A 26,330-nucleotide genomic window follows, 5' to 3' on the forward strand; every position below is an offset into this window, starting at 1 on the left:
ACACTGGAGTGTGTGGGAGAGTAGGTCGCCGCCGGACACTATTTGGTAGAGAGGGTTCAAGCCCGGTCCCTTCGGGGACCGGGCTTGACCTGTATCCAGAGCAATTTCGCCTCTTTTGGTCGGGGGCGCAGTTCCTGGATAGGATGAACTTCTGCGCGGTGGAGGTCAACGGCCTCCGCAACGCAGGACCACGGGGTGTGGCGCAGCTTGGTAGCGCGCGTCGTTCGGGACGACGAGGTCGCAGGTTCAAATCCTGTCACCCCGACCAAAGAGAAATCAGGGCCGTTGACACTACAGAAATGTAGGGTCAGCGGCCCTGAGTCGTCTCCCCTCAAGTGCAGTCCGGGTCTTGTGTTCCAGGCGGCGGGGTTCCCCGGTCTCTGCCCGGAGCATGCGGGCTCCACTCGGCGTCCGTGCGTTCAACCCCTACCTGACCCCTCGTCCAGAGTCTGCCCATCCCCGCGATATATCCTTGAGTGATACCCAGCAGCATGAGCAGGAGGTCGTCATCGGCTCTGAACTCTCACGCGGTGAGCACCAGGGCACCGACGCCCAGCGCCGCATGCACCTCGCACTGCCCCTGCTCGCGTTCCTGCTGGGGTTCGGCCTGATGCTGCTCATCATGTTGCCCAACCTCTGGGCGCTTCTTGCCGGCACGATGGTCGGGGGTGCCGCCGCCGCGGGCACCTATGGGGCCGTGGTCGGGCGTGCGCAGAGCCGTCTGCGTCTGTCCGAGCGTCTCGATGACGATCGGGAGCGGCTGAACACAGAACTGGCGGAGATCAGTGCCACTGTGCGGAACCGGTCCGCACAGCTGCCGCCCTCGACCCAGGGGCAGCTGCGGATGATGGTGGTCGGACTTGAAGAGATCGTGGACCACTGGGACTCCCTGTCCCGCTATCCCGAACACCAGGATGCGGTGAACCGGACCATCCACCGGCACCTCCCGCGCACCCTGGAGCTGTTCCTGGGTCTGCCTGACAGCGAGAAGCCACGCCATGCGGCGGAGTTCAAGGCCCAGATCGGCCTGTTGGCCGAGGGGGTTGCCAAGACCCGTGACACTCTGGTCTCTAAGAACCTGCAGGCGCTGCAGACCAATCGGTGGCTGATCGAGGAGTCCACGACAGATCCGGATGAGAAGCTCTTCCGGGACAACGGCCTGTAGCCTCGGCTCGGCCCGGCTCACCGGTCGTGGCGCGTGCGACTTCCCAGCCCTGACCCCCCGTCCCAGACGCCCCAGCACCGTCGCCCCGATTCTCCCCTGATCCCGTGAGGACCTGACACCCTTGGCACTCTCCTTGGAGCTGATCACCGCGACTGCACGGTCGCTGCTGGTCCAGTACGGTCTCCAGGACGTCTCGATGCGTCGGTTGGCCAAGGAGCTCGACGTCGGCCCTGGGGCCCTGTACTACCACGTGGCCAGCAAGCAGGAGCTGCTGCGCAGCGTGGCCCACGAGATCCTCTCGCCGCTGCAGCACGAGCCCGGTGATGCACTGGAGCTGATGCTGCGCTTCCGAGAGCTGGTGCTGCCGCTGCGCGATGTGGGCGATCTGCTCCTGCTGGCCTACGCCTTGGACGAGAATCTCCCACCGGCGCGACTGCTGCCTGAGCGTCTGATGGCTGAGGGTTGGCCGCAGAGCTCGGCCGAGGAGACCTCTGCGGTGGTGATGCGCTTCGCCCTGGGTGCTGTGGCGACCGAGCAGAATCAGGCCCTGCTGCAAGGCCCGGCGGCGATGCCCACTCAGGCGCCGGACGCGCGGCAGGCCACGGCGGCAGAACAGATCTACCGCCGTGGCCTGCAGAAACTGCTGATCAGGGCATGAGCTCATAGGCCGGCAGGGTGAGGAAGTCGATGTACTCCTCATCCAGGACCAGCGCGCGCACGATCCCGGCCGCAGGCTCGAAGAACTTCGAGAAGGTCTCGGCATCCTCGATCTCTCCGCGCAGCCGCTCGATCTCTTCATCGAGCAGCCGGGAGACCAGCTCTGCTGTCACTTTGACACCGGTATCGGCGGTGACGGTGCCGTTGTGGATCTGCTGCCAGACCTGAGAGCGTGAGATCTCGGCGGTCGCGGCATCCTCCATCAGGTTATGGATCGCCACGGCACCATTGCCGGAGAGCCAGATGGCGGTGTAGTAGACCGCGACGTAGAGGTTCATCCGCACCCCCGCCTCGGTCACATCGCCCTCGGCGGCGGCGACGTCGAGCAGATCCGCGGAGGAGACGTCCACGTCCTCGCGCTGCCGGCCGAGCTGGTTCGGCTTGTCCTTGAGCACCGCGTCGAACTCCTCACGGCAGAGATCGACCAGGTCCGGGTGGGCGACCCATGATCCGTCGAACCCGTCGGCAGCTTCTCTCGACTTGTCATCGCGGACCTTCTCGATGGCCTGCGCGGTGACCTCGGGTTCACGGCGGTTGGGGATGAACGCCGCCATCCCGCCCATGGCGAAGGCGCCGCGCTTGTGGCAGGTCTTGACCAGCAACTCGGTGTAGGAGCGCATGAAGGGCTGGGTCATGGACACCTGCGCGCGGTCTGGCAGCACGAACTGCTCACCCGAGGCCCGGAAATACTTGATCAGCGAGAACAGGTAGTCCCAGCGTCCGGCGTTGAGCCCGGAGGCGTGGTCGCGCAGCTCATAGAGGATCTCCTCCATGTGGAATGCGGCGGGCAGCGTCTCGATCAGGACCGTGGCGCGGACCGTGCCGTGGGGGATCCCGAGCTTCTCCTCGGCGAAGCTGAAGACCTCGTCCCAGAGCCGAGCTTCCTTATAGTGCTCCAGCTTGGGCAGGTAGTAGAACGGTCCGCGGCCCTGTTCTGTGAGCGTCTTCGCGTTGTGGAAGAAGTGCAGCCCGAAGTCGACCAGGGCGCCGATGGTGGGAGTTCCGTCGAGCTGGAGATGCTTCTCCGGCAGGTGCCAGCCGCGTGGGCGCACCACCACTGTGGGGGTCTCGACATCCTCGCGCAGCCGATACTGCTTGCCCTCGGGGGAGGTGAACTCCAGGGTCCCCGAGGCGGCGCCGGCGAGGTTGCGCTGTGCATCGATCACGTTGAACCAGTTCGGGGCCAACGCGTCCTCCAGGCAGGCCAACCAGACCTTGGCGCCGGAGTTCAACGCGTTGATGGCCATCTTGGCCGGGGCCGCCGGGCCGGTGATCTCCACCCGGCGATCCTGCAGCGCGGCGGGGTGCTCCGCGACCGACCAGTCGGAGTCCCGCACCTGCGCGGTCTCGGCGGGGAAGTCCACGGTGCCGGAACTCGCGGCGGCCGCCTGGGCGGTGCGCCGATCCTCCAGCAGCTCGTTCCGGGTGCCGGCGAACCGGGTGTGGAGCTCTTCCAGGAAGGCCAGAGCCTCCTCGGTGAGGATCGCCTCGGTGCCCGGGACCTCGTAGGGGGCGTGGATGCTGATGCTCATGCGCTGCTCCTTTGCAGGGATGACGAACGTGGACGCTGGAGAACCCTGTGAGGCTGAAGACTATGCCTTGGTGCTCTCGCTCACACCATTCTTGGCATAGAGTTCGCATCATGGAAGCCACTGTCCGCGATGCGGACTCTCAGCGGGTGCAGGTGGTGGAACGCGCCTTCAACCTGCTCAACGTGCTGGCCGGCCTCGGCGGGTGCGCCACGGCCGGGGAGCTCAAGGCCGCGACCGGCCTGGCCGGACCTACGGTGCACCGGCTGCTGCACACCCTCACGGGCCTTGGGGTGGTGCACCAGCTCAGCGACCGGCGATACGCCCTGGGGGCGAACTTGGTGCCGCTGGGGGAGTCCGCCACCCGACAGCTGGGCGGACCCGCCGTGCCGCAGATGCAGGCGCTGGTGGCCGAGCTGGGCGAGAGCGTGAACCTGGCGGCCATGGAGTCGGAGATGATCGTCTACATCGGCCAGGTCCCCTCGCCGCATACGATGCGGATGTTCACCGAGGTCGGGCGACGGGCGCACCTGCACTCCACCGGCGTCGGCAAGGCGCTGCTGGCCGGAATGGACCCGGCGCGGGTTCGGGAGATCCTCACCGCCACAGGGATGCCCTCGCTGACCGAGAAGACCCTGACCCGCCCGGAGGCGCTGCTGGAGCAGCTGCCACGGATTGCCGCGCAGGGCTACGCCCTCGACGACGAGGAGCAGGAGATGGGGGTGCGCTGTCTCGCGGTCGTCGTCCCACACGGACCCTCGCCCATGGGCCTCTCGGTGTCTGGGCCGACGGGGCGGATGCATGACGGCTTCGTCCGGCACGCGGTGCCGCTGATGCGCCGCACCGCGGTGGAGATCGGGCGCCGGATGAGCCGGCTCAGCCCTCGCCGCGGTTGAGCCGGTCCAGCTGGTCGATGACGTCCCCGGGGGGATCGATCATCAGCGTCGCCTCATCGCGCAGGCCCTTGAGCTCCTCATCGATGAAGGAGGGAAGAGCCTGCTCCAGACCGATGTCGCGGTGCTCCCGCTCGGAGAGCCGCCAGCGGTGATCGATGAGCTGGTGCATGATCTCCGCGGGTTCGAGCTTATTGCGCAGCTCCTTGGGAATCTGGGAGATCAGCGGCTGAAAGACCTGCTGGGTCCACATATGGGCCGCCACCGCCTCGTCCCCGTGCGGATCGGTCTGGGCTCGGTAGGCGTCGATCGCGCCGAGCAGCCGCCGCGCCTGGTTCTCCTGCACGTCGAGTCCGGTGAGGTTCATCAGACGCCGCTGGTGGTGACCGGGGTCGACCACCTTGGGGCGCAGCAGCAGCTTGGAGTCCTCACGCACGGTGCGGATGTCGTACTCCTCGACGTCGAAGCCGAGCTCGTTGAGCCGTCGGATCCGCTCCTCGATGAGCCACTGCTGGTCCGGGTTGAAGGCGGTGTCCCCGGTGAGCTCCTGCCACAGCCCCCGGTAGGCGTCGATGAACTGGTGCGAGGTCGCGATCGGGTCCACGTCCTCATCCACCATGCCGCCCTCCATGAGGTCCATCAGCTCTCCGGCGATGTTCACCTGGGCCACGTCCAGGTCGTACTCGCGCTGACCGGTGGAGAGCTTCGGGTGGATCTCACCGGTCTCGGCGTCCACGAGGTAGGCGGCGAAGGCGCCGGCGTCACGCCGGAAGAGCGTGTTGGACAGCGAGACGTCGCCCCAGTAGAAACCGATCAGGTGCAGCTCCACCATGAGCAGCGCCTGGGCGTGGATCAGCCGCAGCAGCGTCTCCTTGCGCATCATCTGGTTGAACACCGCACGGTAGGGCAGGGAGAAGCGCAGGTGCCGGGTGACCAGGGCCGGGGAGAGCTCCTCGCCCTCCGGAGTGGTGCGCCCGGTGACCTCTGCCACGGGCTTCACGCAGGGGGCGCCGAGCTTGCCCAGCTGGCGCAGCATCCGGTACTCATGCCGGGCCGCCCGCTCGGAGGTCTCCTTGACCGCGATCACAGACCCGCCCAGGTAGGCGAACCGCACGATGTGCCGGGAGATGCCGCGCGGCAGGGCGGCGATGACATCCTCGGGCCATTCCTCCAGCGGGAGGTGCCAGGGCAGATCCAGGAGCTCCTGAGGGATGGTTCCTGAGGCGGTGAGTCCGAGACCGGGGAGCGTCGTCATGAGCAGTCCTTAGGAGGTCGGGCGGGTTTCCGAGCGGGCGGCGCTGCGCTGCTGCGCGATGAGGTGCAGCACACCGGCGAGATCCTTGGGCTCAGCGATCCGGTGGCCGGCGGCGGTCTCGCCCTCGCCCACCTTGATCCCGAGATCTTCACCGTGAAGGACCGCGAAGCCGTGTTCATCGGTGACGTCATCACCGGCGAAGAGCACCGCATCCGGGGAGGTGTGCGCGCGCAGATCGGTGATCCCCTCGCCCTTGGTGGCCAGGACGACGACGGACTCCAGCACCTTCTTGCCATTCTTCAGATAGGCGCCGTCGATCAGCGACAACGCTGCCCGGCCATGTTCGAGGACCCGTTCACCCAGCTCATCTCCCTCGACGTTGCGCACATGCAGCGCGGCGCCGGCGGGCTTGTGCTCCACCCAGGCGCCTGGGGCGTCGGCGGCCACCTCTTCCAGGGTGGAGATGATCTGTCCGCGAGACATGGTCTCGGTGGTGCTCAGCTCCAGGCCGGGGGCGTCCTCGCCGAGGTCCTTCTCCGCACCGTGGGAGCCGATGAGCAGCGCGCCCTGCGGCGGCTGCGCCAGCTCACGCAGCGATTCCAGGGAGCGCCCGGAGACGTAGGCCACGTCGACTCCGTCGAGGCCTGCCAGGGCGGCGATGGCCGCGGCGTTCTCCGGGACCGGCCGCGCGTCGGCGGCATTCGAGACCAGTTCGGCCACACAGCCGTCGAAGTCCAGGGCGATCAGAATTTGCCGGTGATCGGCAAAGCGCTCCAGTGCGCGACGCAGGGCCTCATCCATGTCCAGTGACGGCTCCATGCTCAGCCCTTCACGCTCGGGGAGCCGGTGAGCTCGCCCAGCCGGTCCAGGAAGTCGGTGGCCCAACGGCGGACATCGTGGTGGACCACCTGACGGCGCAGATTCTCCATCCGGGCGCTGGCGTCGTCACTGTCCATGGTGGTCGCGCGCAGGATGGCGGCCTTGAGCTCGTCCACGTCATGCGGATTGATCAGCAGCGCCTGACGCAGCTGATCGGCGGCGCCGGTGAACTCCGAGAGCACCAGCACGCCGTCGTCGCCGCGCCGTGCCGCCACGTATTCCTTGGCCACCAGGTTCATGCCGTCGCGCAGAGCGGTCACCAGCATCACATCGGCCGCCATGTAGAGCGCGACCATCTCCTCGATCGGATAGGAGTGGTGGAGGTAGCGGATGGCCGGGTGTGAGAGCGTGTCGAACTCCCCGCTGATCCGGCCCACGGTGCGTTCGATCTCCTCCTTGAGCAGCCGGTAGCTCTCCACGCCTTCGCGGGAGGGGCTCGCCACCTGGACCATGCAGACCTGGCCCACGGTCAGCGAGCCGTTCTGGAGCAGCTCCTCATAGGCCTTCATCCGGTGCCGGATGCCCTTGGTGTAGTCCAGCCGGTCCACTCCGAGCAGCACGGTCTCCGGGTTGCCCAGCTCCTCCCGGATCTTCTGGGAACGGGCGATGATGTCCTCGCGCTTGGCCAGCGCGGTGATCGTGGCAGTGTCGATGGAGATCGGGAACTCCTTGGCCTCCACCAGGCGGGCGGCTCCGCTCGGCGGGGCGCTCTTGACCCGCACCGCGGTGCCGCGGTCGGCATCGGCGTTGAAGCCGACCAGCGGGGAGCCGTGATCCGGGGCCTGGGTCTGCAGCGGCACGTGGATCATCGCGTCCTCCACGTAGTAGCCCATCCGATTGTGCACCGCCCGGCGGAAGTTCGAGGCGTCGGAGGCGCGCTGGAAGCCGATCAGGTCCGCGCCGAGCAGCCCGCGCAGCACCGAATGGCGCCAGGGCAGCTGCGCGAACAGGCCGGGAGGAGGGAAAGGGATGTGGTTGAAGAACCCGATGGTCAGATCTGGACGCAGGTCCCGCAGCATCGCAGGCACCAGCTGCAGCTGGTAGTCCTGGACCCAGACGGTGGCCTGATGGGCGGCGACTTCTGCGGTGTGCTCGGCGAAGCGCTGGTTGACCCGCCGGTAGGCCTCGAACCAGTGCCGGTGGAAGTCCGGACGGGCGATCACGTCATGGTAGAGCGGCCAGAGCGTGCCGTTGGAGAACCCCTCGTAATAATCCTCGATGTCATCGCTGCTCAACGGCACCGGGACCAGGTGCATGTCGCCGTGGTCGAAGGGCTCCAAGACGTCATCGGCGGCGCCGTGCCAACCGACCCAGGCGCCCTCGGAGCTCTCCATCAGGGGGGCGAGTGCTGTGACGAGGCCACCGGGGGAGCGTTCCCAGCCGGTGGTCCCGTCCTCGTTCGTGACGTGGTTGACCGCCAGACGGTTGGCCACCACCACAAAGTCATAGCCGTTGCCGTTCTCGGTATTCTCTGGCACGTGACACACCTTTCATGCGTAGCTGCAGACACCCCCTGGCGACAGCGATGCCGTCGTCATGAGCCTATACCCTGGCATCGCGCCCAAGCCTGACCCTGTATCTTGAGCACTGCCGCTCTCGATCACGGCACCATCACGACCACAGCCACACCGCGATCACGGTCTGCGAATCCCACCAGGCGTGATCCAGATCAGTCACCGGAGAACACCATGGCTCGCAGCTCAGATTCCACCCGCAGCGCCACCGCGCGCGAACAGGCCCGCAAGATCCAGCAGGAGCAGGAGCGCAAGCAGAAGCTCACCTCGGTGCTGCTGCGCGTGGGCGTCGTCGTAGTGGCTCTCGCCGTCGTCGTGGGGCTGACCCTCTTCGTGCTCAACCGCGACGACTCCGGCGCGGCGCCCAGCGAGGGCCCGGCCCCGGCTGCGGCCAATGAGCAGGGCGGGTTCGTGCTGACCTCTTCCACGGAGCTCGCGGAGGGCGACGAGCTCGGCCAGATCGATGCCTCCAATGTGGAGGACCCCGAGTCCGAGCTGCCCCCCGGCGTCGCTGAGCGTGAAACAGGTGAGGTGCCGCACATCATCATCTACACCGACGCCTTCTGCATCCACTGCGCGAACTTCGAGGCCGAGCACTCCGCGCAGATGAACGAATGGCTCGACGAGGGCCTGGTCACGGTGGAATACCGCTCGGTCTCCTACCTGAGCTCCTCCACGAACTACCCGGCCCGTGCGGCCAATGCCTTCGCCTGCATGGCCGAGGAGTCCCCGGAGAGCTACAGCGGCTACGTCGGGCAGGTCACCGCGAACCGGGTCAACAACGACGAGATGTCCAACGACCAGCTCACCCAGCTGGCCAGCGAGAGCTTCGACGCCGACCTCGGTGAGTGCATCGAGGACGGCACCTACCGCGCCTTCGCCAGCTACACCACCCGGCACGCTCAGGCCGCCGGCATCCAGGGGACGCCGAGCGTCTACGTGGACGAGGTCTCCTGGGCCGACTCCGAGCGCCCGTTCCGCGAACTGGTCGAGGAGCACATCGAGGAATACCAGTCCGAGAGCTGACGTTGAGGAACTGATACCATCAGTGACTGGCGCCCCGCCCTGCGGGGTGCCGTGCCTCCTTAGCTCAGCTGGTAGAGCAGCTGTCTTGTAAACAGCAGGTCGTCGGTTCGAACCCGGCAGGGGGCTCTGAAAACCCCAGAGTGGTATCACCCCAGTGGTGAACCGCTCTGGGGTTCTTTAGTGTTCTATGGAGGATCCGTGCCCGCTTCACCCAATACCGTCTCACCGCAGGTGAAGGCCCAGAGTGCCGGGCCGGCGCGCGAGGACGGCAAGCTGCCTTCGGCCGACAAGCTCACCATCGGCGCGCTGCTGGTCTCCACCTTCGTGATGATCCTCAACGAGACCCTGATGAACGTGGCGCTGCAGCCCCTGATGGTCGAGTTCCAGGTCACGGAGCCGACCATCCAGTGGCTCACCACGGCCTTCATGCTCACCCTCGCCACCGTGATCCCGATCACCGGCTTCCTGATGCAGCGCTACAGCCTGCGCGCGGTCTTCACCGCCGCGATGGGCCTCTTCATCCTCGGCACCGCGCTCGCCGCGGCCGCCCCGGGCTTCGAGGTCCTGCTGGCCGGCCGGGTGGTCCAGGCCAGCGGCACCGCGATCATGCTGCCGCTGATGATGACCACCGTGCTCACCCTGGTGCCGCTGCACCGCCGTGGTGTGGTCATGGGCAACATCTCGATCGTGATCTCGGTGGCTCCGGCCACCGGACCGGCGCTCTCGGGGCTGATCCTGCATCTGGCCGACTGGCGCTGGCTGTTCCTGGTGATCCTGCCCATCGCGGTGATCGCCCTGTTCCTGGGCCGGCCGCGGTTGAACAAGGATCCCGGCACGGTCGGCAAGCGGCTCTCCATCCCCTCGCTGCTGCTGGCGGTTCCCGGATTCGGCGGCGTGGTCTACGGCATCAGCCAGATCGGCGGCGGACACGGCACCCAGGAGGTCTCTGCAGACGCAGCGCCCGGCGTGGACCCGGTGGCCATCGCCGTGCTGATCATCGGTGTGTTCTGCCTGATCGGCTTCGGGCTGCTGCAGGTGAAGCTGCAGAAGACCGACTCTGCGCTGCTGAATCTGAAGCCCTTCGCCTTCACCATGTACACCCGGGCACTGGGGATGATGCTGCTGATGATGATCGCGCTCTTCGGTGCCCTGATCCTGCTGCCGCTGTTCCTGCAGACCATCCGCGGTCTGGACACGCTGCAGACCGGCCTGATCATGCTTCCCGGCGGACTGCTGATGGCACTGATGGCTCCCTTCGTGGGGCGCCTCTACGACCGGGTGGGGCCGAAGCCGCTGGTGATCCCGGGCGCCTCGATCCTGATCATCGCGCTGTTCTGCATGAGCCTGCTCTCGCCGACCACCCCTGTGGCGATGGTGCTGAGTCTGCACCTGCTGCTCTCCTCCGGGCTTGCGCTGCTGTTCACCCCGGCCTTCACCACGGCGCTGAACCCGTTGCCCAAGGCGCTGTACTCCCACGGCACCGCCGCGCTGAACACCCTGCAGCAGCTCGCCGCGGCCATCGGCACGGCCGCGCTGGTCGCCGCCGTCGGCCTGGGCACCGCCGCCGCAGTGAACTCGGGGATGAACCCCGAGGATGCCGCCGTCGAAGGCTTCCGGGTCGCGTTCCGGCTGGCCGCGGCGTTGAGCATCGGCACGCTGATCCTGGCCACGACCCTGCGAGCCACCCCCGCTGCCGACCCCGAGGTCACTGCCTCGGTCTCCCGCGGAGCCGCCCCGACGGTTGCAGACACCGATATCGAGGACCGCGCGCAGGCCAGCTCCGAGGCCGTCGTCCCGGAGGCTGCGGACACCGATATCGAGGACCGCGCGCAGGCGGGTTCGAGCACCCCGTCCTGAGCACTGGGCGCTGATCGCCTCAGCCCCGGCGAGCCCCGGTCGGCCTGCAGCTGCAGGTCCACCGGGGCTCGCCGCGTCTGGCTCCACAAGGGTGGCGCCTGATGCAGCTCCACCGGTGACCCGTCTGAGTCACCCCAGGGCGCGGATTCCGGCGGCGGCGCCGGCCCCGACCAGCACCACCACGATGAACGGGGCGCGCAGCAGCAGCGCGAGCGCCGCTGCCAGCAGTGCGCCGAGCCGGGCGTCTATGGTCACCGACGCTTCGGCGGAGAAGGTGTTCATCGCGACCAGGGCGGCGAGCAGGCCGATGGTGAGCATCGCCGAGACCCGCCCCACGGCGGGATGGACCAACCAGCTCTGCGGCACCAGGTAGCCCAGCAGCTTGGTGGCGTAGACCGCGGCACAGGCCGCCAGCACCCAGAACCACAGGCTCATGAGCGGGCCCCCTTGGACGTGAGTCCCCACACCACGGCCACGACGGCGGCGGCCAGCACCGGGATCCCGGGCGCCAGCAGCGGCATCGTGACCGTGGTGACCAGCGCGGCCAGGACCGCCAGCGCCCAGGCGTCCAGCGACTTCAGCCGCGGCCACAGCAGCCCCAGGAACGCGGCGACGACGGCGCCGTCGAGCCCCAGCGCCTCGGGCTCGGCGATCACATCACCGAGCAGCGCGCCCAGCACCGTGGCGAGGTTCCAGAAGAGGTAACAGGCGATGCCGGCGCCCCAGAAGCCCCGGCGCCGCTCCAGCGGATCTGGGGCCGACATCGCCACCGCCGCGGACTCATCGATGGTCAGCTGCGCGGCGGCGAGCCGCTTGAACCCCCGCGGGTTCAGCAGCGCCTTCATCTGCACCGCGTAGATGGTGTTGCGCCCGCTGAGCAGCGTGGCCGCCCCCAGTGCCGCCGCCCCGGTGCCGCCCGAGGCCAGGATGCCGATGAAGGCGAACTGTGAGGCGCCGCTGAAGAGCAGCGCCGAGAGCGCCACCGTCTGCCACAAGGTCATGCCAGCCGCGGTGGAGAGTGCCCCGAAGGACACCCCGTAGAGCGAGATCGCGGTGGCGATGGACAGCCCGGTCCGCAGGGCAGGGGAGCGGCGCAGCGGCACGGGCGCTGCAGGGATCATCGGCGGGGGCGGGGCGGGCACGCCACACAGTCTAAGGAATAGTGCAGTCGCGCAGACGTTGTGAGAGGAGAGCCGCCGGAAGCACCAAGATCCGGCGGACCCCGATTTGAACAGGCAACCCCTGATCGCGAAGGAGAACACCATGGCTGAATCCCAGCGCGTCGTCATCATCGGCGGCCACGGCAAGATCGCACTGCTGGCAGCACCGAAGCTGGTCGCGGCCGGCTTCAGCGTCGAGTCCCTGATCCGGGGCCCGGACCAGGCCCAGGACGTTACCGAGGCCGGCGCTGCCCCACGGGTCCTCGACATCGAGTCCGCCGACTCCGCAGAGCTGGTCGAGGCCTTCACCGGCGCGCACGCCGTCGTCTTCTCCGCCGGTGCCGGCGGCGGCGATCCCGCCCGGACCAAGGCCGTGGACCACGAGGCCGCGGTCCGCAGCATGGATGCCGCGCTCGAGGCCGGAGTCTCGCGCTACGTGATGGTCTCCTATGCCCGCAGCGAGACCGACATCAACACCGTGGACCCGACGAGCTCGTTCTACCCCTACGCGCTGGCCAAGCACCAGGCGGACAGGCACCTGCGCGGCACCAGCCTGGACTACACCATCCTGGGTCCGGGCGCGCTGACCCTGGAGCCGGCCAGCCAGAAGATCACGGTGCTCGACCCGGCCACCGCCGGCGAGGTCATGTCTAACGAGGACGCCTCCAAGGACACCTCCCGGGAGAACGTCGCAGAGGTCATCACCGAGACCCTGCGCAGCGGCTCCGCCGTGCGCGCCACGGTGAACTTCCTCGACGGCGAGACCGCGATCCCGGAGGCTCTGGCTTCGGTTTCGTCCTGAGTCTGAACAGGTGGTAATCTTCTGAGGCACGTGAACGCGGAATACCGCGTGCAGGTGCCTCAGGATCTGTAGCTCAGTTGGTTAGAGCGCTCGCCTCACACGCGAGAGGTCGATGGTTCGAGTCCATTCAGATCCACTTTCTTCGCCTGCACTCCAGGCAACATCACTCACACACCCCGCTAGGCCCCGGCATCTGCCAGGGTCCTTTTGTGGTTCTGTCGCCTGCGAGGAGGGTTCGTGGCATCCGAACACACGGAACGGCACCCCACGGGGGGCTACGTCGCCGAGGCGATCGACCCGGTGCGCTCAGAGCCCAATGCCGATGTCACTCATATCCCGGTGGTCCACTCCACCCAGGAGATCCTGGACGAGACCCCCACCGGATTCGTGCAGACGCTGCGCAGCTCCTTCGCCTCCTCCTGGCACGCCTCTGCCGAAGCCGAGGCGGCGCTGGAATGGGAGGAATACGACGCCGAGGCGGTGGCGCGCGCGGCGGAGCAGGACGAGAACGAAGCGGCCCGGCACGAGTATGTCGCCGACCCCAGCTTCGAGCAGTCCTACACCACCCCGCACAGCGCGACCGAGCCCACGGACCACTACGCCTTCCCGACCACCGGTGACTGGCACCAGACCGATGCGCTGGGTCCGCAGATCCCGACCGGCCCGCAGGAGACCACGACCTCGCATGCCCAGCGGACCGGCGCGCGGCAGGAGCCGGAGAGCTCGGGACTGATCAGCCTGCCGCACAGCGCGCCGGGCGCGCCGCTGCGGCAGTCCCCGCTGAGCCACTCCCCGCGGCGCCACGCCGTGCTGCGCCCCTCCTGGCTGAAGTCCCGGCTGGGCGGCTCGGGCCGACGTGACCCCGACTTCGACCCGGCGGTCTTCGACCGCAGGCCACGCTCGCCCCAGGTGCTGCGCCGCATCATGCAGGCTGAGCGTGCGGCGACCGGGACGGTGCCGATCATCGATCGGCTCGCCGGCACCCCGTTCGAGAACCCGTATCAGGCCGAGGCGCACGTGGAGACCGACGAGCTGGCCACGATCGCCTTCGTGCTGGACCTCGGTGAGGCGCTGTTCCGCTACGGAGCCGGCGCACTGGAGGTCGAGACCTCCATCATCGCGGTCACAGCGGCCTTCGGCATGAAGAACACCGACGCCGACATCACCAACCAGTCGATCAGCCTGAACTGGGCGCCTGACGGGAAGATCCCCTACTCCCGGGTGCGCGTGGTGCGGTCCTGGTCGAACAACTTTCGGGCGCTCGCCTCGGTGCATCAGCTGGTCACCGACATCATCTCTGGACGGCTCACGCGCAGCGACGCCGAGGCCCGGCTCCGCGAGATCATCCGGGAGCCCAAGCCCTATCCGCGCTGGATGGTGACGATCTGCGGAGCGATCTTCGCGAGCTTCTTCGCCGCATTCCTCGGGGCCCCGATCCTGGACGCCTCGCTCGGCTTCGCCGCGACGATCCTGGTGCTGTGGACCGTCCGGCTGCTCGCCACCCGGCGAGTCCCGGAGTTCTTCTGCCTGGCCGCGGGTGGATTCGTCGCGACCTCCTTCGCCATGGCGGCCTTCGCGATGGAGATGCCGATCCGCCCCTCCATGGTGGTGGCCGGCGGGCTGATGATCCTGCTGCCCTCCGCGCGGATCGTCTCGGCGATCCAGGACGGGATCAACGGCTTCCCGATCACTGCGGCCGGTCGCCTGATGTCCACGATGATCGCCTTCGCAGGAATGACCTCCGGGATCATGGCCGCCGTGACCATCGCCAACATGCTCGGCGCCCCAGAGATCGACCCGGCGGTGGGTCTGACGCGGATCTATCATCCCGCGGTCCTGGTGGCGCTGGTGTTCCTCGCGGCGGTGGCCGCGGCCGTCGTCGAACAGGCGAGCTGGCGGATGCTGCTGCCCATCGGTGCGGTCTCAGCCCTGGGGTTCTGCGCGTACTACGCCGCAGAGATCATCGGGCTGGGCGAACGGGTCACCCCGGTCTTCGGCGCCGTGGTCGTCGGTGCGCTCGGCCGGGTCCTCGCCCTGCGGATGGGATCGCCCCAGCTGGTGGTCGCCGTGCCGGCGATGATGTTCATGCTGCCCGGGTTGATGGTCTTCCGCGGGATGTATCAGATCGCCATCGAGTCCACCACGGTTCGCATGATGGACGGCCTCACGGAGCTGTTCAACGCCATGATCATCGTCATGGCGATCGCTGCCGGAATCGTGCTCGGGGATGTCCTGATGCGACCGTTCACCGCCGGTCTGCAGTCTCACGAGCGTTCCCGGACCCGACGCCGCTGACCGGTCTCGTCCCGGTGCACCCGGCTGCCCGGCACACCCCGGCCTGCGCGGCCCTGCCACCCGGCGGCCTGCGCGGCGCGGAGCCGATCAGGCCGCCGGGTCCAGTCGCCAGTCCACCGGTTCTGCGCCGAGTCGGCGCAGCGCCTCGTTGGCCTGCGAGAACGGTTGCGAGCCGAAGAACCCTCGCCGGGCGGAGAGCGGTGAGGGGTGCGGGCTGGTGATCACCGCCGTGTGCGCCCCGCGATCCAGCAGCGGGGCCAGCTTGCGGGCGTCGGCGCCCCAGAGGATCGAGACCAGCGCGGTGCCGCGCCCCACCAGAGCCTCCAGCGCCGCCTCGGTGATCGGCTCCCAGCCGATGCCGCGATGCGAGGCCGGTGCGCCCGCGCTGACCGTGAGCACCCGGTTGAGCATCAGCACCCCCTGCCGCGCCCAGGCCGTGAGATCCCCATGGGGGCTGCGTGGGATTCCCAGGTCCGACTCGAGCTCGGTGAAGATGTTGCCCAGGCTGCGGGGCAGCGGACGGACCTCGGGGTCCACCGCGAAGGACATGCCGATGGCGTGGCCCGGGGTCGGGTAGGGGTCTTGGCCCAGGATCAGCACCTTCACCGCGTCGAAGGGCTGCCGGAACCCGCGCAGCACCAGCTCCGGAGCCGGAAGCACCTGCTCCCCGGCCTCGCGGCGGCGGGTCAGCTCCTCGCGGACGGTCTCGAAGTGCGCGGACTGCCCAGCCAGGGCGCGCTGCCACCCTGCTTCCAGGGGGGCGATCAGTTCAGTCTCAGATGTCATCGCCTCCACGATAGGGCGCTCAGCCGGTTCAAGACACCGTCGGGTCCGTGCGCGTCGATATTCCGGCAATGCGCGCCGCCCAGCCGTAGGATGACGGTGAGATGATCACTGAACAGGAGAAGAAGATGCTCGACCTGGAGCGCCAGTGGTGGAAATACGCCGGCGCGAAGGACGAGGCCATCACCGAGACGCTCCAGATGTCAGCCGTGGCCTACTACCAGGCGCTGAATCGGCTGATCGACACGGAGGCGGCGCTGGTCCACGACCCGATGCTGGTCAAGCGTCTGCGCCGGCAGCGCGACGCCCGGCATCGCGCCCGTGCGACCCGCCGCTGAACGCCGTCGAGCATCGCAGCACCGAGCATCGCTCCCGCACCTTGAGGACAGGACCTATGAGCCAGCACCCGCACGACGAGTTCGACGACGTCCCGCCGTATCAGACGGGGGAGGCCGGCAAGCACCGGGCTCCAGGCGCAGCCGGAACGGGCGGGACCGGTGGCAGCGGTCTGCGCTGGATCGGACTTCTGGCGGTGTTCGTGCTTCTGGTCGGGGCCTTCGCCTACTTCATCGTGCCGAGGTTCTCAGACCCGGATGTGGACACCACCGCCGAGGACCAGGACGCGGTGACCGAATCCGAAGACCAGGCCGAGGGCGCGGCCGAGGGCGAGGATGCTGCCGAGGGTGACGCAGACCCGGAGGAGGAGCCGGCAGCCCCGCAGCCGGCCAGCGACACCGAGACCCCGGTCCAGGTGGCCAACTACCAGGGCGTCGAGGGCGGCGAGGCGTCGATGAGCGCGGAGCTCGAGGAGCTGGACTACAACGTGGTCTGGAACGGCGACTGGAACTTCGAGGAGCGCGCCGAGACCCCCGCCGTGGTCTACCCCGAGGACTCCGGAGAGGCCGAGCAGGCGATCGCCGCGGAGCTCGCCGAGAGCTTCGGGGTCGAGAACGTCGAATCCCACGACCAGGCCAGCTTCGTCACCCTGATCATCGGCGACGAGTACGAGGGCTGAGCGCCCCGGGGCGGTCCGGCAGGCGATGGATCGCTGAGACGGGCGTGCCCCGTCTCAGGTCCTGCGGTGCGGTGCGAAGGCGGAGACCCCGGTGAGTTCACGTCCGGCGATCAGCAGGTTGATGCTGTGGGAGCCTTCATAGGTGTAGATCGCCTCGATGTCGCCCGCGATCTTGGCCGCCTCGTGGTCACTGAGGATCCCGTTTCCGCCGAAGATCTCCCGCGCCGCGGAAGCAGACTCTCGTGCCAGCCGGGTCAGCGTGGCCTTGCCCAGCGAGGCATGCATCATGCTCAGCCCGCGGTCGGTCTGCAACCGGGTGAGCTCTGCCATGAACGAGGTCGAGACCGCCAGGTTTCCTGCCACCTGACCCAGGGCGGCCTGAATGAGCTGGAACGAAGCCAGCGGCACGCCGAACTGGTCGCGCTGCAGCGCATAGTCCCGCGCGATGTCCAGCAGGGCCTGCTGGGCCCCGACCGCCTGCCAGCCCACCCAGGCTCGTGAGTTGCGCAGCCCGTTGTTCGCAGCGGCGAACGAGGTCGCCCCCGGCAGCAGCGCATCCTGCGGCACGATGACATCGAGTTCGATGTCTGCGTTGGGCATGATGCGCAGACCGGTCTTGTGTTCGATCTTCTGGGCCCGGTACCCCGCACTCGACGTGGGCACCAGGAAGCCCTTGACCTGCCGGTCCGCGGTGTCCCGAGCCCAGACCAGAGCGACGTCGGCCGCCGTGCCCATGCCGATCCAACGCTTGGATCCCTGGATGCGCCACTGCCCGCCGCGCAGGGTCGCCGAGGTGGCCAGTCCGCCGGCCACGTCCGAGCCGTGGTCGGGCTCGGTGAGGCAGAAGGCGCCGAAGGACCGCAGCTCGCGCAGCGCCGGAAGCCATTCCTCGCGCTGACGCTGCGAGCCCAGGGCGTGGATCATGCCGAGGATGAGCTCATTGTGGATGCCGATGACCGCAGAGATCGAGACGTCGGCGCGGGCCAGTGAGGCGTGGGCAAGCCCTCGGAGCAGCGGCGAGGAGCCGTCGAGGTGCAGTTCGCCCAGCCCGATGCTGCCCAGTCCGGCAAGCATCTCGAGCGGAAGGCGACCCTCGTTCCAGGGTTCGAGAGACTGGCGTCGAATGTTGCGCTGCGCGTACTCGTCGATCACGCTCAGCCGGTCCCGCTCTGCCGGGCTCAGGTGGCGGGCCAGCTGCATCAGGTCCGGGTCTTCAGAGATGAGGTCTGCGGCGCCCTTGGCTTCCTGCATGGTCATCGAGGTCTCCTTGTCGTGCGGCGGATCCGGTCTGGGAGGTCCGAGGCATATCTCACTGCATGTACAACTGCATCTTTACCGACTATATGACTTCCAAGTATATTCTAGAGTGACCGGCATCACGTACACCTCGAGGAGGACCACCATGACAGTCACCGAAGAGTTCCGTGCGGCGCGGGACCAGCTCGTGGGTGCTCAGCAGGACTGGGAGCGCGCTCGACGGGATTTCGTCTGGCCCCGGTTCACCCACTTCAACTTCGGCTTCGACTGGTTCGATCAGGTGGCAAGGAGCCCCGAGCGATCGGGGCAGGATGCGCTGGTGATCTTGGAAGAAGACGGATCACGGCTCACCCGCAGCTTCGCGCAGCTGAGTGAGGACTCCAACCGGGTGGCCAACTGGCTGACCGGTATCGGGGTGCGACGAGGAGACCGGATCCTGCTGATCCTGGGGAATCAGGTCGAGCTGTGGGAGACGATGCTCGCCGCGATCAAGCTCGGCGCCGTGCTGATCCCCACCACGACCCAGATGGGTCCGCATGACCTGCAGGACCGGGTCAGCCGGGCCGAAGCGAGCTGGGTCGTAGGGGACTCCGAGACGCTGCGCAAGTTCACCGAGGTCCAGGGTGACTACGCGCTCCTGCACGTGCCCGGCGTGTACGCCGATCGGCAGCAGGCGCAGCGGCCGGAGGTTCCGGGGCGCACCGTGCATTCCTATCAGGAGGCCTACGCGGCCTCACCCGAGCTCGAGCAGCTCGTGCCGACCGCCGCCGATGAGACGATGCTGCTGTACTTCACCTCCGGCACGACGTCCAGGCCGAAGCTGGTCGAGCACACGCATACCTCCTACCCGGTGGGGCACCTCTCCACGCTGTACTGGATCGGGCTGGAACCCGGGGACGTCCATCTCAACGTCTCCTCACCGGGCTGGGCCAAGCACGCATGGTCGAACTTCTTCGCACCGTGGATCGCGGAGGCCACCATCTTCCTGTACAACTTCAGCAGGTTCGATCCTGCCGCCCTGATGCGGTCCATGGAGTCCGCCGGCGTGACCAGCTTCTGTGCGCCTCCCACGGTCTGGCGGATGCTGATCAAGGCGGATCTGGCGCAGCTGAGTCGGCCACCGCGGGTCACGGTCTCAGCCGGAGAGCCGCTGAACCCCGAGGTCATCGAGCAGGTGCAGCGGGCGTGGGGGCGCACGATCCGCGATGGCTTCGGCCAGACCGAGTCCTCGCTGCAGATCGCCAACACTCCGGGTCGCCGGGTGAAGTTCGGCGCCATGGGCGTCCCACTGCCGGGATTCGACGTCGCCCTGATCGATCCGGTCTCGGGAGCTGAAGCGGATGAGGGAGAGATCTGCCTCGCCCTGGACCCACGGCCGGTCGGTCTGATGAAGGGATACTACGGCGACGAGGCGAAGAACGCGGAGGTCTTCCGAGGCGGGTACTACCACACCGGTGATATCGCCTCCCGGGACAGCAACGGGGTGATCACCTACGTGGGGCGCGCCGATGACGTCTTCAAGTCCAGCGACTATAAGGTCTCACCGTTCGAGCTGGAGTCGGTGCTCATCGAACACCCGGCCGTGGTGGAGGCCGCGATCGTGCCGGCACCGGATGAGCTGAGGCTGGCGGTGCCCAAGGCGTATGTGACGCTGGCCTCCGGGTGGGAGCCGAACGAGGCCACTGCGGCGGAGATCCTGCAGTTCGCGCTGACCAGACTTGCGCCCTATCAGCGGATCCGACGCATCGAGTTCTCTGAACTTCCCAAGACGATCTCGGGCAAGATCCGGCGAGTGCAGCTGCGCCAGACCGAGGAGCAGCGCGCCGAGGCCGGGGCGGCACGGGAGGGATTCGGGGTGGAATACCGCGAGGCCGATCTGGGACTGAAGCGTCCATGAGGTGGCCTGCTGGGCGGGGCACCGGGGTCATGGTGCGGTCCGCAGGCTTGTAGCACGTCCGACCGTTGGTGATTCCCGGATAAACTCCGGTGCATCCAGAGAATGCTCGGACCGAGCACGAAAGAGGAGACGCCCTTCATGCACCCCCCGCTTGCGAAGGACCCGATCGCCGAGATCCAGAAGAACTGGGAGCTCCAGGGATGGACGGCTGCGGCCGCTCCGGCGGCGGCGGTGACCGCCATCATGCGGACCCAGCAGATCCTCCTGGGGCGAGCGCGGGACATCCTGAAACCGTTCAAGCTGACCTTCGCCCGCTACGAGGTGCTCGCACTGCTGGGGTTCTCCCGCGAGGAGCGGCTGCCGATGAACAAGGCGAGCCAGTTGCTGCAGGTCCATCCGACGTCGATCACCAATGCCGTGGACCGGTTGGAGTCCGCGGGTCTGGTGCGCCGGGAGCCGCACGACTCCGACCGACGCGCCATGCTCCTGGTCCTCACCCCGGAGGGCAAGCAGGTGGCCGAGCAGGCGACCAGGGCGCTCAATGAGCAGCTCTTCGAGCACACCGGGTTCGAGGCGCAGGAGATCGATCAGTTGAACACCATCCTGGCGAACTTCCGCCAGCGAGCAGGCGACTTCCCCTCCTGAGCCGCTGGGTCAGCGATGCCGCCACTGCGGTTCCCGCTTCTCGCGGAACGCGCGCATGCCTTCGGACTGGTCCTCCAGGGAGAACATCGCATGGAACATCCGCCGCTCGAGCGTCAGGCCCTGATGCAGCGTGGAGTCGAAGGCTGCACCCACGGCCTCCTTCGCCATCTGCGCGGCAGGCTTGGACTTCGAGGCGATCAGCTCCGCGACCTTCGTGGCCTGCGCGAGCGTGTCTTCATCGGCCACGACTCGGGAGACCAGACCGATGCGCTCGGCCTCCTCGGCATGGATGCGCCGGCCGGTGAGAATCATATCCATCGCCTTGGCCTTGCCCACCGATCGGGTGAGTCGCTGTGAGGCGCCCATCCCGGGGATCACCCCCAGGTTGATCTCGGGCTGACCGAATCTCGCGCCCTCCCCGGCCACGATGACATCGGCCATCATCGCCAGCTCACACCCCCCGCCCAGCGCGTAGCCGTTCACCGCGGCCACGATCGGGGTGCGCAGCCGGGTCAGGTCGTCCCAGCGGCGGAACCAGTCCGCCGCATACATCCCCTGATGGTCCTGCTCCGCCATCTCTGTGATGTCGGCGCCGGCCGCGAACGCCTTGTCCGAGCCGGTGATCAGGATCGCTCCGATCTCGGGGCTGGCGTCGAGCTCGGTGGCGGCGCGGACCACCTCCTCCATCATCGTGGTGTTCAGAGCGTTCAGGGATTCCGGCCGGTTCAGCGTGATCTTGCCGACCCGCGCGTCGGTGGAGACCAGGATCGTGGAATATTCGGTCATGCCTCAGGCTCCTGGGTGGTGGGAGTTGTCTCGGATGGTCTCGATGATGCCGGAGAAGTCCTGCCGCGCCCCGGGGCCCTGGGCGAACTCGGAGAAGATGGCCGCGGCGAGTCGTCCCAGCTGCGCGTCGACGCCTTGGTCCTGAAGCGCGTTGGTCGCGAGGGTGAGATCCTTGGCCATCAGGGCGCCGGCGAAGCCCGGCGTGAAGTCCCGGTTCGCCGGGGAGCTCGGCACCGGCCCGGGGACCGGGCAGTTGGTGGTCAGCGCCCAGCACTGGCCCGATGCGTTGGAGACCACATCGTAGAGCGCCTGGTGGTCCAGCCCCAGCCGCTCGCCCAGGACGAAGGCCTCCGCCACGGCGATCTGGCTGACGCCCAGGATCATGTTGTTGCAGAGCTTCGCCGCCTGGCCCAGGCCGCTGCCGCCGCAGTGGACCACTCGACCGCCCATGATCTCCAGCAGCGGGCGGATCTCTTCGAAGACCTCCGGCCGGCCCCCGGCCATGAAGGCCAGGCTTCCGGCCTCCGCGCCCACCACACCCCCGGAGACCGGCGCGTCGGCGGCCCGGAATCCGGCGCGCTCAGCCAGCTCCGCGGCCTGCTGCGCCTCGGAGATGTTGATCGTGGAGCAGTCCAAGAAGATCGTCCCCGGCCGGGCCGCGGAGAGCAGACCAGGGGAGTCCTGGTAGGCCGAGAGCACGTGCTGCCCGGAGGGGAGCATCGTGAGCACCACGTCCGAGGTCGCCACGGCCTCGAGGGGGTCGGTGACGGTCTCGATGCCTTTGGAGCGGGCGATCGCCACGGCTTCGGCGCTGAGGTCGAAGCCGGAGACCGCCACGCCCGCCTGGACCAGATTCGCCGCCATCGGGCCGCCCATGTTCCCGAGTCCGATGAACGCCACGCTGGGGTGCGCTGGGGTTCCGCTGGTGGTGCCGCCCATGGAAATGCCTCCTGGGTCGATTGCCATGGCTCAGCTCCCCTCAGGCATGGTGAAGCTGGCGCCCTCTTTGGTGCCCGAGGGCCACCGCGTGCTGACCGTCTTGGTCTTGGTGTAGAACTTCAGCCCATCCTCGCCGTGCTGATTCAGGTCACCGAACCCGGAGGCCTTCCAGCCGCCGAAGGTGTAGTAGGCGATGGGCACCGGGATCGGCACGTTCACCCCGACCATCCCCACCTCCACCCGGGAGGTGAAGTCTCGGGCGGTGTCGCCGTCGCGGGTGAAGATCGCCACCCCATTGCCGAACTGGTGCTCCGTGGGCAGCCGGAGGGCCTCCTCGTAGTCGCGAGCCCGGGCGATGCACAGCACCGGACCGAAGATCTCCTCCTGATAGATGCGCATCGCTGGCGTAACGTGGTCGAAGAGCGTGGCGCCGATCCAGTACCCGTCCGGGTGGCCCTCGACGACGACGCCGCGCCCGTCCACCACCAGCTCGGCACCCTGCTCGACGCCGAGCCCGATATAGCTCTCGATCCGCTGTTTCGCGTCCGCGCCGACGACCGGTCCGAAGTCGCTGGAGGGGTCCAGCGAGGGCCCGACGACGAGCTTCTCGATGCGCTCCAGGAGCTTGGCGCGCAGCGCCTCAGCCGTGGCCTCCCCGACAGGTACCGCGACGGAGATGGCCATGCATCGCTCACCGGCGGAGCCGTAGCCGGCACCGATCAACGCGTCGGCGGCCTGATCAAGGTCGGCGTCGGGCATGATCACCATGTGGTTCTTCGCGCCGCCGAAGCACTGGGCGCGCTTTCCCTGCGCGGCGGCCGCGGTATAGATCGACTGGGCGATCGGGCTGGACCCGACGAATCCGATCGCCTTCACCCGGGGGTCCTCGATGAGCGCGTCCACCGATTCCTTGTCCCCGTTGATCACGTTCAGCGTGCCCGGCGGCATGCCGGCCTCCAACGCCAGCTCAGCCAGGCGCAGCGGCACCGAGGGGTTGCGCTCTGAGGGCTTCAGCACGAAGGTGTTGCCCGCCGCCAGAGCGGTACCGGCCTTCCAGAGCGGAATCATGGCGGGGAAGTTGAACGGGGTGATCCCGGCGACGACCCCGAGGGGCTGACGCAGACTGTGGACGTCCATGCCGGTGCCCGCATCGTGGGAGAACTCGCCCTTGAGCAGATGGGGTGCTCCGGCGCCGAACTCCACGACCTCCACGCCGCGCTGGATGTCGCCCTTGGCGTCCTCGAAGGTCTTTCCGTGTTCGTCCGAGAGCGTCTCGGCAAGCTCATCACGGTGGGCGCTGATCAGCTCCACCCATTTGAGCAGGATGCGGCCGCGCCGCTGGGGGTTCATCGCCGACCACTCGCCGAAGGCGGCCTGGGCCGAGTCGATGGCCTGGGAGACCTCCGCGGCGCTTGCCAGGGGCACGTGGGAGGTGACCTCGCCGCGGACCGGGTTGAAGACCTCGCGGCTGCGCCCCGAGGTGCCGGCCACGTGTCTGCCATGGATAAAGTGGGTCAGATCCGTCATGGAGGTGCTCCTTCGCGTCGGGATCAGCCTCGGGGCTGCCTGCCCAGGTGCTGATCGACCTGGTGGCGCATGTGATTCAGCTCTCACCGTGTTAGCCTAAGCTCAACTTATTGGATGTGCAACTATCGCTCGTGCGACCGGTATCTGGGCCGGTGCGGCTGGAGCAACTCGAGGAAGAGGGAGATGGGAATGGAGCTGTCTGGAGCCAGTGCAGTCGTCAGCGGAGGCGCCTCGGGCCTTGGCCATGCCACCGCCCAGGCCCTGATCGCCGCCGGCGCACACGTGGTCGTCGTGGACCTGCCCGACGCCGGGTCCAGCACGGCGCGTGCGGATGCGGTGGCCTCGCTCGGCGAGCGCGCCAGCTTCTGGCCCGGAGACATCACCGATCCCACCACCTCCCGCCAGGCTGTGGCGGCGGCGGTGGAACAGGGGCCGCTGCGGATCGCGGTGAGCTGCGCCGGGGTGGCCACCCCGGGCAAGCTGCTCGGCCGGGACGGCCCGCTGTCTCAGTCGCAGTTCATGGGGGTCCTGGCCATCAACGTCGGGGGCACGGTGAACCTGATGAGCCAGGCGGCCGCCGCGATGCAGGACAACGAGCCCTCGGCCGGTGAGCGCGGGGTGCTGATCAACACCGCCTCGGTGGCGGCCTTCGAGGGCCAGATCGGACAGATCGCCTACGCGGCCTCCAAGGGCGCCGTGGCCTCGCTGACGCTTCCCGCGGCCCGGGAGCTCTCCCGCCACGCGATCCGGGTGATGACCATCGCGCCAGGTCTCTTCGAGACCCCGATGATGGCGGGTCTTCCCGAGGAGGCCAAGGAGTCGCTGCGTGCCAAGACGCTGCATCCGGCTCGACTCGGTGCGCCCGAGGACTATGCCCGGCTGGTCATGCAGATCGTGGCCAACCCGATGCTCAACGGCGAGACCATCCGGCTCGACGGCGCGATCCGGCTGGAGCCGAGATAGCCCAGGCGCTCGCGGTCCGGACAGGCCTCGAGCCGCCCGAATGCGCCCGCCCTTCGGAGGCTCAGTCGCTCCATCCGGTGTAGGAGTCCGCGAAGTAGGCCTGCCCGTGCACCGAGCCGGTGATCGCGTCGAACTCGCCGCGGCGTCGTCGGTGGGTGAAAGGGTTCTCCTCGGGGTGGCGGTGCAGCAGGTTCGTCGCCCAGTAGGAGAAGTTCTGCGCCTTCCAGACCCGGTCCAGCGCGGTGCGCGAGTAGCGGCGCAGCGCCGCCGGGGTCTCGATGACTGAGACGGATTCGCCGGACCCAGGCGCGCCGGACCCGGGCGCGCCGGACCCGGGCGCGCCGGACCCGGGCGCGCCGGACCCGGGCGCGCCGGACCCGGGCGCGCCGGACCCGGGCGCGCCGGACCCGGTCTCCGCCCGGCCGGCGCGCAGCTCGGCGATGAACTCCTCCACACACGGAACCAGCGCCCGCACATCAGCGAAGGCCAGATTCAGTCCCTTCGCCCCGGTCGGCGGCACCGTGTGGCCGGCATCCCCGGCCAGCGCCAGTCGACCATGGCTGAGCGGGTCACAGACATAGGACCGGAAGGGCAGCACGGTCTTCTCGATGATCGGTCCGCGCTTGAGCTGGACCCCGCCCTCATGGCCCAGCACCGCCTGGATGTGGTCGAAGATCGCGTCCTCGGACCAGCTCTGCGGATCGGTGTCCGGGTCGCACTGGAAGTACATCCGCTGGACCGTCTCATTGCGCTGGGAGATCAGCGCGAAGCCGAGTTCGGAGTTCGCGTAGATCAGCTCCGGGGCGGTCGGCGGGGCCTCGCACAGGATCCCGAACCAGGCAAAGGGGTAGGAGATGAAGTGATCGGTGCGGACCTGCTCGGGGATCAGCTTCCGACACATGGAGCGGGACCCATCGGTGCCGACGATCAGATCGGCCTCGATGCCGCGCTCCTGGCCCGCCGCATCGGTGAAGCTGATCCGCGGAGCCGCAGTCTCCACGTCATGGACCTGGGTGTCGGTGACGGCCCAGTGGATCTCCCCGCCCTCGCGCTCCCAGGCGTTGGCCAGGTCGAAGAAGACCTCGTTCTGCGGGTAGAGCCAGACCGAGCGTCCGACCAGGGCCTGGAAGTCGATGCGGTGCGCTTCGCCGTCGAAGCTGAGCACCGTGCCTTCATGCTCATGGCCCGCCGTCAGCACGCGGGACCCGACCTCGGCGTCCACCAGCATATTCACCGTGGCGGCCTCGAGGATCCCCGCACGCTGGGTGTGGTGGATCGTGTCCTTCGTGCGGGTCTCGATCACCGCGGCCGAGATGCCCCGACGCTTCAGCAGCAGCGCGGTCATCAGCCCCGCCGGGCCGCCGCCCACGATGCCGACGTCGACTCGAGTTCTATGTTCGGTCATGGGTCTCCCTCTCGATGGGCC

At 68.1% G+C, this 26,330-nt stretch carries 24 protein-coding genes and 3 tRNA genes; 15 read left to right on the forward strand and 12 right to left on the reverse strand.

What is annotated here, in order from left to right; translation table 11 throughout:
• The first annotated feature begins 191 nt into the window (after positions 1 to 191).
• The 3 genes from EV640_RS08315 (at position 192) to EV640_RS08325 (ending at position 1,823) form a co-directional block, all read left to right on the forward strand.
• Positions 192 to 268: transfer RNA gene (locus EV640_RS08315), tRNA-Pro, on the forward strand.
• Between the two features lie 204 nt (positions 269 to 472).
• A complete protein-coding gene (locus tag EV640_RS08320; RefSeq protein ID WP_036473059.1) occupies positions 473 to 1,165 on the forward strand; it encodes a hypothetical protein in 693 nt (230 codons plus the stop codon).
• A gap of 121 nt (positions 1,166 to 1,286) precedes the next feature.
• A complete protein-coding gene (locus EV640_RS08325) occupies positions 1,287 to 1,823 on the forward strand; it encodes a TetR/AcrR family transcriptional regulator (protein WP_051500736.1) in 537 nt (178 codons plus the stop codon).
• On the opposite strand, the gene aceB is transcribed toward EV640_RS08325, so the two are convergent.
• On the reverse strand, positions 1,813 to 3,414 hold the full coding sequence (aceB, locus tag EV640_RS08330; protein WP_133726268.1) for a malate synthase A: 1,602 nt from the start codon (positions 3,412 to 3,414) through the stop codon (positions 1,813 to 1,815). The genes EV640_RS08325 and aceB overlap by 11 nt on opposite strands.
• Before the next feature lie 110 nt (positions 3,415 to 3,524).
• Between aceB and EV640_RS08335 the strand changes: the two genes are divergently transcribed.
• Positions 3,525 to 4,307, forward strand: coding sequence for an IclR family transcriptional regulator (locus EV640_RS08335; RefSeq protein WP_133726269.1), 783 nt, complete (start codon positions 3,525 to 3,527; stop codon positions 4,305 to 4,307).
• Here EV640_RS08335 and EV640_RS08340 read toward each other — a convergent pair.
• From EV640_RS08340 to EV640_RS08350, 3 genes are read right to left on the reverse strand one after another with little or no spacing between them, the layout of a single operon-like run.
• Complete coding sequence (locus EV640_RS08340; protein ID WP_051500738.1) at positions 4,288 to 5,559, reverse strand: DUF4032 domain-containing protein; 1,272 nt, start codon at positions 5,557 to 5,559, stop codon at positions 4,288 to 4,290. The genes EV640_RS08335 and EV640_RS08340 overlap by 20 nt on opposite strands.
• Positions 5,560 to 5,568: 9 nt before the next feature.
• Positions 5,569 to 6,378 (reverse strand): trehalose-phosphatase, encoded by an 810-nt coding sequence (gene otsB / locus EV640_RS08345; protein WP_133726270.1) that lies wholly within the window; start codon positions 6,376 to 6,378, stop codon positions 5,569 to 5,571.
• Between the two features lie 2 nt (positions 6,379 to 6,380).
• On the reverse strand, positions 6,381 to 7,916 hold the full coding sequence (locus tag EV640_RS08350; protein ID WP_036473066.1) for an alpha,alpha-trehalose-phosphate synthase (UDP-forming): 1,536 nt from the start codon (positions 7,914 to 7,916) through the stop codon (positions 6,381 to 6,383).
• Between the two features lie 210 nt (positions 7,917 to 8,126).
• Here EV640_RS08350 and EV640_RS08355 point away from each other — a divergent pair, with 210 nt between their 5' ends.
• From EV640_RS08355 to EV640_RS08365, 3 genes are all read left to right on the forward strand, one after another.
• A complete protein-coding gene (locus tag EV640_RS08355) occupies positions 8,127 to 8,978 on the forward strand; it encodes a DsbA family protein (RefSeq protein WP_133726271.1) in 852 nt (283 codons plus the stop codon).
• A gap of 53 nt (positions 8,979 to 9,031) precedes the next feature.
• Positions 9,032 to 9,104: transfer RNA gene (locus EV640_RS08360), tRNA-Thr, on the forward strand.
• Between the two features lie 72 nt (positions 9,105 to 9,176).
• Entirely contained in the window at positions 9,177 to 10,835 is a 1,659-nt protein-coding gene (locus EV640_RS08365) for an MDR family MFS transporter (RefSeq protein WP_243832276.1), read from the forward strand.
• 129 nt (positions 10,836 to 10,964) lie between these two features.
• On the opposite strand, the gene EV640_RS08370 is transcribed toward EV640_RS08365, so the two are convergent.
• Together EV640_RS08370 and EV640_RS08375 are read right to left on the reverse strand one after the other, a co-directional pair.
• Positions 10,965 to 11,270: an AzlD domain-containing protein gene (locus EV640_RS08370; RefSeq protein ID WP_133726272.1), complete on the reverse strand. Its 306-nt coding sequence runs from the start codon at positions 11,268 to 11,270 to the stop codon at positions 10,965 to 10,967.
• The gene (locus tag EV640_RS08375; RefSeq protein ID WP_243832277.1) at positions 11,267 to 11,977 is read right to left on the reverse strand and encodes an AzlC family ABC transporter permease; all 711 of its coding nucleotides are present in this window, start codon (positions 11,975 to 11,977) and stop codon (positions 11,267 to 11,269) included. The genes EV640_RS08370 and EV640_RS08375 overlap by 4 nt, the downstream gene beginning before the upstream one ends.
• Positions 11,978 to 12,098: 121 nt before the next feature.
• Here EV640_RS08375 and EV640_RS08380 point away from each other — a divergent pair, with 121 nt between their 5' ends.
• The 3 genes from EV640_RS08380 to EV640_RS08390 all read left to right on the forward strand — a co-directional run bounded on the left by EV640_RS08380 (position 12,099) and on the right by EV640_RS08390 (position 15,092).
• Positions 12,099 to 12,797: an SDR family oxidoreductase gene (locus EV640_RS08380; protein WP_133726273.1), complete on the forward strand. Its 699-nt coding sequence runs from the start codon at positions 12,099 to 12,101 to the stop codon at positions 12,795 to 12,797.
• Between the two features lie 62 nt (positions 12,798 to 12,859).
• Positions 12,860 to 12,933 (forward strand) — tRNA-Val (locus EV640_RS08385).
• A gap of 101 nt (positions 12,934 to 13,034) precedes the next feature.
• Positions 13,035 to 15,092: a threonine/serine exporter family protein gene (locus EV640_RS08390; protein ID WP_051500740.1), complete on the forward strand. Its 2,058-nt coding sequence runs from the start codon at positions 13,035 to 13,037 to the stop codon at positions 15,090 to 15,092.
• An 87-nt stretch (positions 15,093 to 15,179) separates the two neighbouring features.
• Here the strand turns inward: EV640_RS08390 and EV640_RS08395 are convergent, their stop codons facing one another.
• Positions 15,180 to 15,878: a uracil-DNA glycosylase gene (locus EV640_RS08395; RefSeq protein ID WP_036473077.1), complete on the reverse strand. Its 699-nt coding sequence runs from the start codon at positions 15,876 to 15,878 to the stop codon at positions 15,180 to 15,182.
• 101 nt (positions 15,879 to 15,979) lie between these two features.
• Here EV640_RS08395 and EV640_RS08400 point away from each other — a divergent pair, with 101 nt between their 5' ends.
• Positions 15,980 to 16,213, forward strand: a complete 234-nt coding sequence (locus EV640_RS08400; RefSeq protein WP_051500741.1) for a DUF3263 domain-containing protein — start codon at positions 15,980 to 15,982, stop codon at positions 16,211 to 16,213.
• A gap of 56 nt (positions 16,214 to 16,269) precedes the next feature.
• The gene (locus EV640_RS08405; RefSeq protein WP_133726274.1) at positions 16,270 to 16,890 is read left to right on the forward strand and encodes a LytR C-terminal domain-containing protein; all 621 of its coding nucleotides are present in this window, start codon (positions 16,270 to 16,272) and stop codon (positions 16,888 to 16,890) included.
• Between the two features lie 54 nt (positions 16,891 to 16,944).
• Here the strand turns inward: EV640_RS08405 and EV640_RS08410 are convergent, their stop codons facing one another.
• Positions 16,945 to 18,147: an acyl-CoA dehydrogenase family protein gene (locus EV640_RS08410; RefSeq protein WP_243832278.1), complete on the reverse strand. Its 1,203-nt coding sequence runs from the start codon at positions 18,145 to 18,147 to the stop codon at positions 16,945 to 16,947.
• 145 nt (positions 18,148 to 18,292) lie between these two features.
• On the opposite strand from EV640_RS08410, the gene EV640_RS08415 reads away from it, so the two are divergent.
• Positions 18,293 to 20,044, forward strand: coding sequence for an AMP-binding protein (locus tag EV640_RS08415; RefSeq protein ID WP_036473088.1), 1,752 nt, complete (start codon positions 18,293 to 18,295; stop codon positions 20,042 to 20,044).
• 138 nt (positions 20,045 to 20,182) lie between these two features.
• Positions 20,183 to 20,689: a MarR family winged helix-turn-helix transcriptional regulator gene (locus tag EV640_RS08420; RefSeq protein ID WP_036473091.1), complete on the forward strand. Its 507-nt coding sequence runs from the start codon at positions 20,183 to 20,185 to the stop codon at positions 20,687 to 20,689.
• A 9-nt stretch (positions 20,690 to 20,698) separates the two neighbouring features.
• Here EV640_RS08420 and EV640_RS08425 read toward each other — a convergent pair whose 3' ends face one another.
• The 3 genes from EV640_RS08425 to EV640_RS08435 are packed head-to-tail and all read right to left on the reverse strand — an operon-like array spanning position 20,699 to position 23,941.
• Positions 20,699 to 21,475, reverse strand: coding sequence for an enoyl-CoA hydratase-related protein (locus tag EV640_RS08425; RefSeq protein ID WP_036473092.1), 777 nt, complete (start codon positions 21,473 to 21,475; stop codon positions 20,699 to 20,701).
• Between the two features lie 3 nt (positions 21,476 to 21,478).
• The gene (mmsB, locus tag EV640_RS08430; protein ID WP_051500742.1) at positions 21,479 to 22,414 is read right to left on the reverse strand and encodes a 3-hydroxyisobutyrate dehydrogenase; all 936 of its coding nucleotides are present in this window, start codon (positions 22,412 to 22,414) and stop codon (positions 21,479 to 21,481) included.
• Between the two features lie 30 nt (positions 22,415 to 22,444).
• A complete protein-coding gene (locus tag EV640_RS08435; protein ID WP_036473093.1) occupies positions 22,445 to 23,941 on the reverse strand; it encodes a CoA-acylating methylmalonate-semialdehyde dehydrogenase in 1,497 nt (498 codons plus the stop codon).
• Between the two features lie 189 nt (positions 23,942 to 24,130).
• Between EV640_RS08435 and EV640_RS08440 the strand changes: the two genes are divergently transcribed.
• Positions 24,131 to 24,904 carry an SDR family NAD(P)-dependent oxidoreductase gene (locus tag EV640_RS08440; protein ID WP_036473417.1) on the forward strand — a complete coding sequence of 258 codons (774 nt, stop codon included), beginning with the start codon at positions 24,131 to 24,133 and terminating at the stop codon, positions 24,902 to 24,904.
• 61 nt (positions 24,905 to 24,965) lie between these two features.
• On the opposite strand, the gene EV640_RS08455 is transcribed toward EV640_RS08440, so the two are convergent.
• On the reverse strand, positions 24,966 to 26,309 hold the full coding sequence (locus EV640_RS08455; protein ID WP_243832279.1) for a 4-hydroxybenzoate 3-monooxygenase: 1,344 nt from the start codon (positions 26,307 to 26,309) through the stop codon (positions 24,966 to 24,968).
• Between the last annotated feature and the right edge of the window lie 21 nt (positions 26,310 to 26,330).

It is taken from the genome of Nesterenkonia aurantiaca (genome assembly GCF_004364585.1).
Taxonomy (GTDB): Bacteria; Actinomycetota; Actinomycetes; order Actinomycetales; family Micrococcaceae; genus Nesterenkonia; species Nesterenkonia aurantiaca.